The 12,774-nt window shown below is 68.6% G+C and carries 14 protein-coding genes; 4 read left to right on the top strand and 10 right to left on the bottom strand.

Going from position 1 to position 12,774, the window contains the following annotated elements:
• From AC3A5K_RS02775 to AC3A5K_RS02735, 9 genes are all read right to left on the bottom strand, one after another.
• Window positions 1-1,095 carry a flagellar basal body P-ring protein FlgI gene (locus AC3A5K_RS02775; RefSeq protein WP_487616302.1) on the bottom strand — a complete coding sequence of 365 codons (1,095 nt, stop codon included), beginning with the start codon at window positions 1,093-1,095 and terminating at the stop codon, window positions 1-3.
• 46 nt (window positions 1,096-1,141) lie between these two features.
• Window positions 1,142-1,837, bottom strand: coding sequence for a flagellar basal body L-ring protein FlgH (gene flgH, locus AC3A5K_RS02770; RefSeq protein ID WP_487615978.1), 696 nt, complete (start codon window positions 1,835-1,837; stop codon window positions 1,142-1,144).
• 8 nt (window positions 1,838-1,845) lie between these two features.
• The gene (gene flgG / locus AC3A5K_RS02765) at window positions 1,846-2,631 is read right to left on the bottom strand and encodes a flagellar basal-body rod protein FlgG (RefSeq protein ID WP_487615977.1); all 786 of its coding nucleotides are present in this window, start codon (window positions 2,629-2,631) and stop codon (window positions 1,846-1,848) included.
• 312 nt (window positions 2,632-2,943) lie between these two features.
• Window positions 2,944-3,693 carry a flagellar basal body rod protein FlgF gene (locus AC3A5K_RS02760; RefSeq protein WP_487615976.1) on the bottom strand — a complete coding sequence of 250 codons (750 nt, stop codon included), beginning with the start codon at window positions 3,691-3,693 and terminating at the stop codon, window positions 2,944-2,946.
• Between the two features lie 140 nt (window positions 3,694-3,833).
• Window positions 3,834-5,057, bottom strand: a complete 1,224-nt coding sequence (gene flgE, locus AC3A5K_RS02755) for a flagellar hook protein FlgE (RefSeq protein WP_487615975.1) — start codon at window positions 5,055-5,057, stop codon at window positions 3,834-3,836.
• A gap of 49 nt (window positions 5,058-5,106) precedes the next feature.
• A complete protein-coding gene (locus tag AC3A5K_RS02750) occupies window positions 5,107-5,778 on the bottom strand; it encodes a flagellar hook capping FlgD N-terminal domain-containing protein (protein WP_487615974.1) in 672 nt (223 codons plus the stop codon).
• Window positions 5,779-5,825: 47 nt separating this feature from the next.
• The gene (flgC, locus tag AC3A5K_RS02745; RefSeq protein ID WP_487615973.1) at window positions 5,826-6,233 is read right to left on the bottom strand and encodes a flagellar basal body rod protein FlgC; all 408 of its coding nucleotides are present in this window, start codon (window positions 6,231-6,233) and stop codon (window positions 5,826-5,828) included.
• A gap of 4 nt (window positions 6,234-6,237) precedes the next feature.
• Window positions 6,238-6,645 (bottom strand): flagellar basal body rod protein FlgB, encoded by a 408-nt coding sequence (gene flgB / locus AC3A5K_RS02740; protein ID WP_487615972.1) that lies wholly within the window; start codon window positions 6,643-6,645, stop codon window positions 6,238-6,240.
• Between the two features lie 589 nt (window positions 6,646-7,234).
• The gene (locus tag AC3A5K_RS02735) at window positions 7,235-8,191 is read right to left on the bottom strand and encodes a chemotaxis protein (protein WP_487615971.1); all 957 of its coding nucleotides are present in this window, start codon (window positions 8,189-8,191) and stop codon (window positions 7,235-7,237) included.
• Window positions 8,192-8,400: 209 nt separating this feature from the next.
• Here AC3A5K_RS02735 and flgA point away from each other — a divergent pair, with 209 nt between their 5' ends.
• The 4 genes from flgA to AC3A5K_RS02715 all read left to right on the top strand — a co-directional run bounded on the left by flgA (window position 8,401) and on the right by AC3A5K_RS02715 (window position 11,041).
• Window positions 8,401-9,018: a flagellar basal body P-ring formation chaperone FlgA gene (gene flgA, locus AC3A5K_RS02730; RefSeq protein WP_487616301.1), complete on the top strand. Its 618-nt coding sequence runs from the start codon at window positions 8,401-8,403 to the stop codon at window positions 9,016-9,018.
• Window positions 9,019-9,108: 90 nt separating this feature from the next.
• Window positions 9,109-9,420, top strand: a complete 312-nt coding sequence (gene flgM / locus AC3A5K_RS02725; RefSeq protein WP_487615970.1) for a flagellar biosynthesis anti-sigma factor FlgM — start codon at window positions 9,109-9,111, stop codon at window positions 9,418-9,420.
• On the top strand, window positions 9,420-9,755 hold the full coding sequence (locus tag AC3A5K_RS02720; RefSeq protein WP_487615969.1) for a flagellar protein FlgN: 336 nt from the start codon (window positions 9,420-9,422) through the stop codon (window positions 9,753-9,755). Before flgM ends, AC3A5K_RS02720 begins: the two co-directional genes overlap by 1 nt.
• A gap of 74 nt (window positions 9,756-9,829) precedes the next feature.
• Window positions 9,830-11,041 (top strand): ATP-binding protein, encoded by a 1,212-nt coding sequence (locus AC3A5K_RS02715; RefSeq protein ID WP_487616300.1) that lies wholly within the window; start codon window positions 9,830-9,832, stop codon window positions 11,039-11,041.
• Between the two features lies 1 nt (window position 11,042).
• On the opposite strand, the gene AC3A5K_RS02710 is transcribed toward AC3A5K_RS02715, so the two are convergent.
• Window positions 11,043-12,767, bottom strand: coding sequence for an EAL domain-containing protein (locus AC3A5K_RS02710; RefSeq protein ID WP_487615968.1), 1,725 nt, complete (start codon window positions 12,765-12,767; stop codon window positions 11,043-11,045).
• Window positions 12,768-12,774 lie beyond the last annotated feature (7 nt).

The raw sequence follows: 12,774 nt of genomic DNA, 5'->3' as shown, positions 1-12,774 counted from the left end.
TCAGATCACCTCGAGCTCCGCGCGCAGTGCACCGGCCTGCTTGAGCGCTTCGAGGATCGCGATCAGATCGCCCGGTGCGGCGCCGACGGCATTTACCGCACGCACGATCTCGTCCAACGACGTACCGCCGGCGAACTTGAACATACGGCTGCCGTCCTGGTTTACCGAGATGTCGGACTGCGGCGTGATCACCGTATTGCCGCGGCCGAAAGGCTCGGGCTGGCTCACGCCCAGGCTCTCGGTGATGGTCACGCTGAGCGAGCCGTGCGCGATGGCGGCGGGCATCACCTTGACCAGCGCGCCCATGACCACGGTGCCGGTGCGCGAATTGACGATGACCTTGGCCGGCGCGGCGCCGGGCGAAAGCTGGACGTTTTCCAACTCGGCCAGGAAGCCGATGCGCGCGCCCGGATCGAACGGCGCACGCACCGCCACCGTCACGCCGTCGACCGCACGCGCGGTGCCGGGACCGAAGCGCGCGTCGAGCGCGGCCACCATGTTGGAGATCGTGCTGAAGTCGCCGCGGTTGAGATTGAGGGTCAGCTCGCCGCTGTCGCCGAAGCCGCCGTCGACCGCGCGCTCGACCATCGCGCCGTTGGGAATGCGGCCGACGCTCGGCACGTTTACCGACACGCGCGAGCCGTCGCTGCCCTGCGCACCGAAACCGCCGACGACCAGACTGCCCTGGCCGATCGCGTACACCTGGCCGTCGGCGCCCTTGAGCGGCGCCATCAGCAGGGTGCCGCCGCGCAGCGAGACCGCGTTGGCGATCGAGGACACGGTGATGTCGATCGTCTGGCCGGGCTTGGCGAAGGGCGGCAGCTCGGCATGGATCGCCACGGCCGCCACGTTCTTGAGCTGCGGATTGACGTTGGCCGGCACGGTGACGCCCAGTTCGTTGAGCATGTTGCGCAGGCTCTGCACGGTGAAGGGCGACTGGCTGGTGCGGTCGCCGCTGCCGTCGAGGCCGACGACCAGGCCGTAACCGACCAGCGCGTTGCCGCGCACGCCGCCGACGGTGGCGAGATCCTTGATGCGCTCCTGCGCGTACACGGGCGCGGCCAGCGTGGCGACGGCCAGCAGGGCAAGTGGCATCAGGCGGAGCAGGGAAGTACGCAGCATGGCGATGGCCCGTGGAAACTCAGTAGGGATAGAGACGCGAATGGAAGAACCGGCCGAGCCAGCCCATCGCGTTGGATTGCGCGATCGCGCCGCGGCCGCCGTAGACGATGCGCGCATCGCCCACACGGCTCGACATCACGCTGTTGTCCGGGCCGATGTCGGCCGGACGCACGATGCCCTGCACCTGCACCAGTTCGTTGCCCTGGTTGAGGCGGATCTCCTTGCTGCCTTCGACGACCAGGTTGCCGTTGGGCAGGCGCTGGACCACGGTCACGGTCACGTTGCCCTGCAGACGGTTGCTCTGCGCGCTGCGGCCGCTGCCGTCGAAATCGCGGCTGCCGCTGGCCGACGCGCTCAGCACATCGCGGCCGTTGAGCGTGACCGGTGCGCCGAAGATGCTGGGCGCGCTGATGTCGAGGCTGCTTTCCTTGCCGACCTGGGTACTGGCATTGGTCTGCGCGGTGGTGTTCTCGACCAGCTGGATCGTCAGCAGATCACCGACGTCGCGCGCGCGCTTGTCGGCGAACAGCGACAGGCCGCTGCCGCCGCCGGCCTGGTAGATCGCACCGGGCGTGGCGTAGGCAGGCGCGGCGATGACCGGCTGGATCGGCGCCATCGGCGGATAGGGACGCACGTCGCCGGCGACGACGCAGCCGCCCAGCAGGGCGGGCAGGGCCAGCACGGCGACGCGGCGGAAGGAGTGGGCACGGATCATCGCGGTGCTCAGACGTTGTTGTTGAGGTAGCCGAGCATCGAGTCGGTGGTCGAGATCGCCTTGGCGTTCATCTCGTAGGCGCGCTGGGTCTCGATCATGCTGACCAGCTCCTCGACCACGTTGACGTTGCTGCCTTCCAGCGACCCCTGTTCGATCATGCCGAGGCCATTGAGGCCGGGCGTGCCGTTCTGCGCCGGACCCGATGCCGTGGTCTCGAGATAGAGGTTCTCGCCGCGCGCCTGCAGGCCCGCCGGATTGATGAAGTCGGTGACGGTGAGCGAGCCGATTTCCAGGCCCTGGCCTTCGCCGGCCATCTGCACGCTGATCGTGCCGTCCTTGCCGATGGTCATCGACTGCGCGCCTTCGGGCACCTGGATGCCGGGCTGCACCGGAAAGCCGCTGCTGGTGACCAGTTCGCCCTGGGCGTTGATCTGGAAACTGCCGTCGCGCGTGTAGGCCGGCGTGCCGTCGGGCATCAGCACCTCGAAGAAACCACGGCCGTTGACCATGACGTCGAGCGCGCGGCCGGTCTGCTGGGGGTTGCCCTGCTGGAAGTCCTTCGACGTCGAGACCACGCGGACGCCGGTACCCAGCTGCAGGCCGGTCGGCAGCTGGGTCTGCGCGGAACTCGCGCCGCCCGGCTGACGCACCTGCTGGTACAGCAGATCTTCGAAATTCGCCCGGTCGCGCTTGAAACCGGTGGTGTTGGTGTTGGCGAGATTGTTGGACACGACCGACATGCGCGTCTGCTGCGCATCCAGTCCGGTCTTCGCCACCCACAGAGCCTGGTTCATCGGTTGTTCCTCGGTCCGGGCGCACGCCGCGCCGTCGCCCGGGTTGATGCAATCGGTGTGCCAGTGGGGCGGTGATTGGTAATTCGGGATCGGTGATTCGAAAAAGCGGGGTGCTGCGACCCGGACGCCGGCGGCAAAGCGCGTTGTCCAACACGAAGGACCGGGCGCAAATCACGGCGTCTGGCGCCTCTCACGCGCCTTGATTGGTGACTTGAAAGGGTGGGACGCTGCGACCTGGACGCTGGCGGGAAAGCGCCTTGTCCAATCACGAATCACGAATCACAAATTACGCGCGCGCAAGGCGCGCGCGCCTCAGCCGCCCAGACGCAGCAGGCTGTTCGCGGCCTGGGCGTTGTCGTCGCCGCGCTGGATCAGCTTGACCTGCATCTCGAACTGGCGCTGCAGCTGGATCATCTGCACGAGGGCGCCGGCGGCGTCGACGTTGCTGGCTTCCAGCGCGCCGGTGGCCATGACCTCGCCGGGGGCCTGGGCCAGCGGACGCTCGGGATCGGTGTTGCGCATCAGGCCGTCGAGACCGCGGGCCAGCCTGTCGGGCGTGGCATCGACCACGCGCAGCCGGCCGAGCACGGCCATCGTCTGCGGGCCTTCGCCGAGCGGAATGATCGACACGGTGCCGTCATGGCCGATATCCAGGGCCTGATGCGGCGGCAGCGCGAACGGCATGCCGTTGTCGTCGACCAGCGGATGGCCACTGCTGGTGACTAGCTGGCCGTTCGGCGTGAGCGACAGGTTTCCGGCGCGGGTATAGGCCTCGCCGCCGTCCGGCGACTGCACCGCTAGCCAGCGGTCGGGCCGCAGCGAGACGTCGAGCGGATTGCCGGTGACGCGCTGGGCGCCCATGCGGCTGTTGAAGCCCTGGTCGACATGCATCGCATCGATGCGCGAGGCATGCGTGCCGCCCGGGACGCGATAGGCCTGGGTATTGGCCAGCGCCGCCTTGAAACCCGCGGTGTCGGCATTGGCGAGGTTGTGCGACACCGTGCCCTGCGCCTGCAGCGTGGCGCGGGCGCCGGTCATCGCGACGTAGAGGGCTTTGTCCATGGGGGCCGTTATTGGTAATTGGTGATTCGTGATTCGGAAGAGCGGTTTGGCTGGCGTTCGGAGGGATGCGGACGGGCGGCAACCTCGCGGGGTGGCCGCCCTTTCCAATCACCAATCACGAATCACCAATCACGCCGTCATCAACGAATGTTGATGACCGTCTGCGTGACCTGATCCTGGGTCGAGATCATCTGCGCGTTGGCCTGGAAGTTGCGCTGCGCGACGATCATGTTGACCAGCTGTTCGGTCAGGTCGACCGTCGACGATTCCAGCGCGCCGGCCTGGATCTGGCCGAAGTCCGAGCTGTCCGGCGCACCGGTGCGGCCCGCGCCCGAGCCGTAGGTCTCGGCCCACATGTTGTTGCCCTGCGGCTGCAGGCCCTGCGGATTGACGAAGGTGGTCAGGGCGATCTGGCCCAGCGGCTGGTCGGCGCCGTTGGAATAGCGCGCGAACACCACGCCCTCGGCCGAGATGCTGATCTCGTTGAGCTTGCCGGCCGCGTAGCCGTCCTGGCGGGTGTCGCGCAGCTGGAAGCGCTCGCCGTACTGGGTGGAGCCGTTGAGGTCGAGGCCGAGTTCCAGCACGCCGGCGCCATTGGACGGGGTGAACGGATCCAGCGCGATGCGGCCATCGGTCGGCGAGAGCAGCGCGCCGCTGTCCGAGAACTGCAACGTCGTCGGGTTGCCAACGCTCTGGCCGTCGACGTAGTTGTGCACCTGCCACTCGTTCGGATTCGCGGTCTTGACCAGGTAGGAGGTCTGCACGTGGCCGACGCCCAGCGAATCGAACACCGTGATGCCGCCGGTGGAGTGGTTGTAGCTGTTGGGCTCGGTCGGATCGAAGGTCGCCATCGTCGGCGGCGATGCGTTACCGGGCAGGGTGAACATCAGGTTGACGCGGCTGCTGGGCTGCGGCGGGCTGTCGGTGGTGAGCAGCTGCAGGTCGGTCACGCGGCCGACGTCGAAGCCGTCCGCATTGGTGCGGGGCGGATAGACCTGCAGGCGCGCGCCATCGGGCGTGCCGACGAAGCCCTGGGCGTCGGTCTGGAAGTTGCCGGCGCGGCTGAAGGTGCGAGCACCGTTCTTGCTCAGGGTAAAGAAGCCTTCGCCGTCGATCGCCATGTCCAGGCTGCGCCCGGTGGGATCGATGTTGCCCTGCGAGAACTGCTGGGCGACGTTGCTCAGCTTCACGCCCGAGCCGACCGCATTGCGCGACAGGCCGTAGGCGCTGTTGGAGAACAGGTCGGCGAACTCGGCGCGCGACTCCTTGAAGCCCGTCGTGTTGACGTTGGCGATGTTGTTCGCGGTGACGTTGAGATTGGCGTTGGCCGCGTTGATGCCGGACAGCGAGGTGTTGAAGCTCATGGCGGACTCCGAGAGGTCGTGCGCGGGAAAACGGGAAAGGAAGAACGCGTCAGCCGACGCGCAGCACGTGGCCGAGCGGCGCGGTGCCGAGGCCTTCGATATCGAGGTAGAGCCCGTCGCTGCCGACCGAGACGCTTTCGACCTTGCCGCGCACGTAGGTGCTCAGGCTGGTCGTGGCGCCGGTTTCGGTGACGTGTTTCGCGGTGACGCCATAGGCGCCTTCGGGCAGACGCTGCCCCGACGCATCGGTGCCGTCCCAGGCGAAGGGCACTTCGCCCGCAGCGGCGGCTGGCACGGTGAACTGGCGCACCGCCTGGCCGTTGGCGTCGGTGACTTCGATGGTGACGAGGCCCGGTCCGGGCGCGGCGACGATGCCGCTGGTGCTGCCATCGGCCGGCAGCGCCATCTTGGACGAAGGCAGCAGCACTTCGCGGCCCACCATCGTCGCGCCGCGCAGCAGCTGATCACTGTTCATCGCGCCGGCAAAGCCGTCGACCGAGGCGTTGAGGCTCTGGATGCCCTGCACGGTGGAGAACTGCGCCAGCTGGCCGAGGAACGCGCTGTTCTCCATCGGATTCAGCGGGTCCTGGTGCTTCAGCTGTTCGGTCATCAGGCGCAGGAAATCCGCCTGGCCCAGCGATTCGGCGTTCTTGCCGGCCGCGGCTTTCGGCGTGCCGCCCAGACCGAGGCTGCTGTAGACGTCGTTGGCGATGGTGCTCATCGAAGGATGCTCATCGGGTGGGGGCTCGTGTCGGCAGCGCGCAGGCCTCAGCGGCCCATGCTGAGGGTGGCGACCGCCAGTTCCTTGGCGGTGTTGAGCATCTCCACGCCGGCCTGGTAGCTGCGCGAGGCGGAAATCATGTTGACCATCTGCGAGACCGGGTCGACGTCGGGCGCGTAGATGTAGCCCTGCTCGTCGGCCAGCGGATGGCCGGGTTCGTAACGCTGGATCGGCGGCGTGTCGCGCTCGACGATGCCGGCAACCTGGACGTTGGTGAGCGCCGGATCAGTGGCGTGCGCGGTCGCGCGGAAGATCGGTTCGAGCGGCCTGTAGACCTGGTCCGGCGAGCCGGCGACCGAATCGGCATTGGCCAGGTTGCTGGCCAGCGTGCTCAGGCGCACGGACTGCGCCTGGAGGGCGGAGCCGGCGACATCGAAGATCGGCAGGTTGCTCATGGATTTACTGTCCCGTGATGGCGGTCAGGAGGGTGCGCACCTTCGACTCGAGGAAGCTCAACGAGGCGCGGTACTCGAGCGCGGCGCGGCCGTAAGCGGCACGTTCGGCATCGGGATCGACGCTGTTGCCGTCGAGGCTGGCCTGCGCGGCGATGCGGGCGACGGAAAACGGATTCAGGCCGTCTTCGCCCGCCAGAGGAATGTGGTTGGACGCGGTTTCGCGCATCGTCGCCGGACCGGCTTCGCGAACGCGGGCGGCATTGGCCAGCGCGGCGTTGAAGTCCAGGTCGCGGGCCTGGAAGCCGGGCGTGTCGGCGTTCGCCAGATTGCTGGCGATGAGCTTCATGCGCTGCTCGCGCAACGGCAGCGCATCGAGCTGGAAGCCCAGATAGGACGAAATCGGATTGGACATCGCACGCCTCCGGCGGACCTGTGCCGGGGAGGGTGCAAGCGGCGTGCCAGAACGCGGCGGGACGGGATTCGCCCACAGCGATGGCGGGCCTTGGCGCCCGTTGCGGGACCAGCGGCCTTCTCACGCGCGCGAGCGCGTTGCTATTGGATGTCGCAGCGCCCGAACGTCGGCCGGGGCAGTTCATCCGTGGCCCAGCAGCCTCGCTGACCCACGCGGCCCTAGGAGCGCGTCTGCGCGCGATGGACCTCAGAAGGCTCCGAACACATCCGCTCTCTTTCGTCATTCCCGCGAAAGCGGGAATCCAGTGCCTTTGCTTAAAACAACTTGAAGACGCTGGATCGACCAGCCTTTCGGCTGTGAAAAAGCACATCCGCTTTTGCGGGAATCACGGACTCGTTCAGGGGCTCCTCAACGGGAACGCCTCATCTCGGGACCATGCGGCGGATCAGCGGCCCGCCTCGCAACGCAACGGGTGCCGCTGCCGGCGCGCGCTCGAACAAGGGCGCTGGTGGGCACTTCGTGGGGGATGCGCCCTCGCGCGCAAGCGCGCTCCTACAACAGCGAGGCCCGAGCTCGCGGCGCTGCGCCGTCAGCCGACCAGTTGCCCGCCCGCGGCCTCGGCGACTTCATGCAGACGCTTGAGCACTTCGTCGGCCAGGTCGTGCGGGCTGTACTTGGCGACGAAGGCGTCGGCGCCGACGCTCTGCACCATCGAGGTGTTGAACACGCCCGATAACGAGGTGTGCAGCAGCACGAACAGGTCGGCCAGGCCGGGGTGGCGACGGATTTCCGTCGTCAGGGTGTAGCCGTCCATCGCCGGCATCTCGATGTCCGACACCACCAGGGCGTAGCGCTGCGACGGCGGTTCGCCGGCGGCGTGCAGCTGCAGCAGATGGTCCAGGGCCTGGCGGCCGTCCGACAGCAGGGTCACGCCGACGCCCAGCTGGTCGAGCACGCTGCGGATCTGCTGGCGGGCCACGCGCGAGTCGTCGACCACCAGCACCTGCATCGGCGGCGCGCCTTCGGGCAGGGCGTACTCGGGCGACAGCTCGGCGTCCATCCGCGCCTGCGAGATGTCGGCGAGCACGCTTTCCACGTCGATGACCTGGATCAATTCGCCCTGGAAACGCGTCACCGCCGTCAGATAGCCGCCGTCGGCGCCGAGGTCGGGCGGCGGCTGGATGTCGGTGACCGCGATGTTGACGATCCGCTCGACCTCGCTGACCAGGAAGCCCTGCACCGAGCGGTTGAACTCGGTGACCACCAGGTAGCCGGGCAGGTCATCGTCGCCGCGTTCGGGATGGCCGATCGCGAGCCCCAGGTCCAGTACCGGCACGCTGCGACCGCGCACGTCGGCCACGCCGGCGAACTGGGCGGGCAGGCCGGGCACCCGGAACAGGTGCGGCCGGCGCAGCACTTCCTGCACCTTGAAGACGTTGACGCCAAAAACCTGGCGCCCCCCGAGACGGAACAGCAACAGCGCCAACCGGTTGTGGCCGGCGAGGCGGGTGCGCTGGTCGATGCGGTCGAGCAGATCTTGCGACATGGTCCCGGTATCGGCGTCCACCCCGGCGACTTGAGGCGTACGGCCATGCGTCGCCTTCTGGCGTGCCCAGCAGGCGCCATGGCCCTTGCGGCACGCGATTTGCATCGCAGGCAGCGATCCCGTTGCCGGAAGCCGCCATGTCCCTGTTGCCCCGCATCCAGCCACCCCGGCGCCCCCGTGCGCTGCGGTCTGTCGTGTGTGCGCTTCTGATGGTGCTGGCGTCGTCCACGGTGGCGGCGTCCAGCTTCCAGCCGGTGGAATCGATCCGCGCCGCGGCACTCTCCGTGTCCGTCGAAGGCGAAGAGGCCGAGGCCAACCTGGACCCGGCGCTGCGCATGCCGCAGTGCGCCCAGCCGCTGGAGGCGAGGCGCACCGCGGCCGCGACGGTCGAGGTGGCCTGTCCGTCCGGCTGGCGCTTGTTCGTGCCCGTGCGCGTGCGCCGCAGCCAGACCGTGCTGGTGCTGTCGCGCAGCGTCGCTTCAGGCGAGACGATCACGGCCGATGTCTTCACTGCCGAGCAGCGCGACGCCAGTCGCATCGCCGGTGCCGCCATCGCCAGTCCGGCCGAGGCCGTCGGTCGCAGTGCCCGTCGTACCCTGGTCGCCGGCAGCGTGCTGACCGCCAACGATCTGGTCGCGCCCCGGCTCGTCCGCCGCGGCGATACCATCGCCCTGGTCTCGCGCCAGTCCGGGATCGAGGTGCGGATGGCCGGCAAGGCACTGGGCGACGCCGGTGCCAGCGAACGGGTCAGCGTCGAGAACCTGTCGTCGCGCCGGGTGGTGCAGGGCACGGTGGACGCGGACGGCAACGTGATCGTCGGCCGGTGACATCCACATGACATTCGCCCTAAAGCCTGGCGCCCAGCGGCCGATACCGGCCATGACTCCCATCAAATTCCGCGTGTCAGGACCCCCGACATGACCCAGAAGATCGAAGGACCCGCTGCTCCGGTCGCCCGCGCCATCAGCCCGGTGACCAGCACCCAGGTCGCCCGCGCCGGTGATCCCCGCGACAAGGCGATCGAAGCCGCCGCCGGTGGCGACAGCCTGCGCCTGACCGGCGAGGCCGCCAATCTGCAGGCCGTGCAGCGCGATGTCGCTGCCCGTCCGGCGTTCGACGAAGCGCGCGTCCAGGCGTTGCGCGAGTCGATCGCGTCCGGCAGCTACAAGATCGACGCCGAGGCCATCGCCTCGCGCATGCTCGACCTGGACGCCCGGCTGGCCGGCTGATGTCCGACGCGCAGGCCAGCCTGGAGCGTCTCGCGACCGCGCTCGCCGACGAGCGCGAGGCGCTGATCGGTCACGACGTGGACGCGCTGATGCGCTCCACGCGCGACAAGATCGTCGCCCTGCGCGAGCTGGAAGCCTATCCGGACGGCGAGCTGTCCGGACCGCTGGCCGAGCTGGCCGAATTCAACCGCGCCAATGGCGCCCTGCTGGCGCGACGCCGGCGCGAGGTCAACTGGGCGCTGCGCCACATGGGCCGGATGGAAAGCGCGCCGGCCTACGACGCCTTCGGTCGCGCCGAGACCACCAGCCGCCCGCGCGAACTCGCGGTGGCCTGATCGGCCCCCGGCCGGCGCACACGGCTTAGACTCCGGGGCCACGCGTTCTTCCGGATTCCGCCGTCGTGACTTCGCTGTCCCCACTTCCCGCACCGCCGGCGCCGCTCGCCGCCACCGCGCTGGCCCGGCTCGACGAAGGCGTCTGCCTGCACGAGGCCGACGGCCGCCTGATGTACGCCAATCCCGCGGCCGAGGCGCTGCTGCGCCTGCAGCCGCAATGGCAGGAGGGCGCCGGGCGCCTGGATCGCGTGCTGCCGCCGCAGGCGATGGCCCATGCACGCGAGCACGGCAGCTGGTGCGAGCCGCTGGTGCTGGCACCGGGCTGCAAGCTCGACGCGCATCTGCACTGGCTGGGCAGCGAGGCCGCCCGTTTCCTGCTGCTGCTCAAGGGCGCGCCGAGCGCGCGCAGCGACGACGACCAGGCGCTGCAGCAGCGCCACGAGGAACTCAACGTCCGCTTCAACGCCGCGCAGGAACAGCTGCTGCAGTCGGAAAAGCTGGCCTCGATCGGCCAGCTGGCCGCGGGCGTCGCCCACGAGATCAACAATCCGATCGGCTACGTCCATTCCAACCTCGGCAGCCTGCAGGAATACGTGGGCAACCTGTTCGCACTGATCGACGTCTACGAACGCGCGATGCGCGCGCACGATCCGCATGCGATGCGTTCGGAGATCGACGACACCCGCGAGCGGCTCGATGTCGACTTCATCAGCCGCGACCTGCCGCAGCTGCTGACCGAATCGCGCCAGGGCATCGAGCGCGTGACCCGGATCGTCCGCGACCTGCGCGACTTCTCGCGCTCCGACCGCGAACACGCCTGGCGTCTGGCCGATCTGCACGCGGGCCTGGATTCGACGATCAACATCGTCTGGAACGAGCTGCGCTACAAGGCGACGCTGGAGAAGGACTACGGCACGCTGCCGATGATCGAATGCCTGCAGTCGGAGTTGAACCAGGTCTTCATGAACCTGTTGCTCAACGCCGGCCAGGCCATCGACGAGCAGGGCACGATCACCGTGCGCACCGGTCACGAGCCGGGCGGCCACGTCTGGGTCGAAGTCGGCGATACCGGCGACGGCATCGCGCCGGAAGTGCAGCAGCGGATCTTCGATCCCTTCTTCACCACCAAGGCGGTGGGCAAGGGCACCGGGCTGGGCCTGTCGATCTCATACGGCATCGTCGCCAAGCACCACGGCCGCATCGAGGTCGACAGCGCGCCGCAGGCCGGCAGCCGGTTCCGGGTGATCCTGCCGGTGCGCCAGCCGCAGCCCGACGCCGCCGCCTGAGTCAGGGCGCGGATTCGCGGCCGCGCTGGCTGTCGTAGGTCTGGAAGGCCTGGCGGATGTGCTCGCGCAGCTTGCCGTCGTCCCAGGGCTTGGTCAGGAACCTGTAGATCGCGCCGCGGTTGATCGCTTCGGTCACCGTGGCCAGATCGGTGTAGCCCGACAGCACCAGACGGATCGTGTCGGGGTAGAGCATCTTCACCCGGCCGAGGAATTCGGTGCCGTCCATTTCCGACATGCGCTGGTCGGACAGGATCACCTGCACCTCGTTGGTCGCCAGCAGGCCGAAGGCGTCGCGCACGTTGCCTGCGGCGAGGATGCGGTAGCCGTCGCGGCGGAACAGGCGCACCAGCGAGCGCAGCACGTTCTGCTCGTCATCGACCAGCAGCAGGGTGCGGTCGGACTTGGTGGCGGTGAACAGTTCCGGGCGCAGATAACGCCTGCGCAGCGCCTGGCCGGCGGCTTCGGCGCTCATCGGTTCGCCGAACAGATAGCCCTGGAAATAGTCGCAGTCCGCGCGACGCAGGAAGCCCAGCTGGGCTTCGGTTTCCACGCCGTTGGCGATGACCTTCATGCCCAACTGGTGGCCCATCGCGATCAGCGCACGCACGATCGCGGTCTCGCGGCTGCCGGCGGGCGCGGCGTTGATGAAGCTGCGGTCGATCTTGAGGATGTCGGCCGGATAGCGCACCAGCGCGCCGAGACTCGCATCGCCGGTGCCGAAGTTGTCCAGCGTGACGCAGATGCCTTCGTGACGCAGCGCCGAAACCGTGCGGTACACCGCATCGGTGCTGTTGTGGGTGAGCGCGCGTTCGTTGAGTTCCAGCACGATCGCCGACATCGGCACGCCGGCCTGCTGCATGCGACCGAGCAGGCGGTCGACGAAATCCGGCTGCAGCAGCTGCTGCGTGGTGACATTGGTGCCGACGAAGAAATCATCGAAGCCCTGTTCGCGCCACGCCTTCACCTGGGCGACCACGCGCTCGAGCATCCAGTCGCCGATCTGCAGGATCACGCCGATGCGTTCGGCGGTCGGCAGGAAGCGCTCGGGCAGCAGCAGGCCCAGCACCGGCGACTGCCAGCGCACCAGCGCTTCCATGCCGATGACCCGGCCGTCGCGGGCGCTGATCTTCGGCTGGTAGCGCAGGCGGAATTCGCCGTTGGGCAACGCATCGACGATCTGCCGGGCGATCGCGCTTTCGCTGTGCGCGCGGTCCGCGACATCGGTGGTGTGCAGCTGCACCGGCTCGTGCACCGCGTGCGAGGCGCGGCGGACCGCGGTCTCGGCCAGCTGCAGCAGCTGAGACGGATCGTCGCCGTGATCCGGACACAGGCTGACGCCGATCTTGGCTTCCAGGAACAGCGTGTACGGCAGCACCTCGAGCGGTCGCTCGACCTCGGCGATCAGTTCCTCGGCCAGCGCCTGCGCGGACTGCGCATCGCCGCCCGGCAGCAGCACCGCGGCGACGAACTCGTCGCTGCCGTGGCGCCAGACGCGGCCGCGTTCCTGCAGCCGCTCGCGCAGGCGCAGGCCCACCGCATCCAGCGCCGCGTCGCCGACATCCATGCCCATGTTCTGGTTCACCGACGCGAAGTGGTCGATGTCGATGTGCAGCAGCACCAGCGGCGTCCCGCCCTCGGCGGCGTCCCGGATCATCGCCTGGAGCCGGGGATGGGCGGCGCCGAGGCGCGGCAGCGAGGTGGGTGGGACAGGAACCGGCATGTGCATCGACCGA

The organism is Luteimonas sp. Soil_C_5 (genome assembly GCF_057656615.1).
This window is presented reverse-complemented; position numbering and strand designations above follow the sequence as displayed.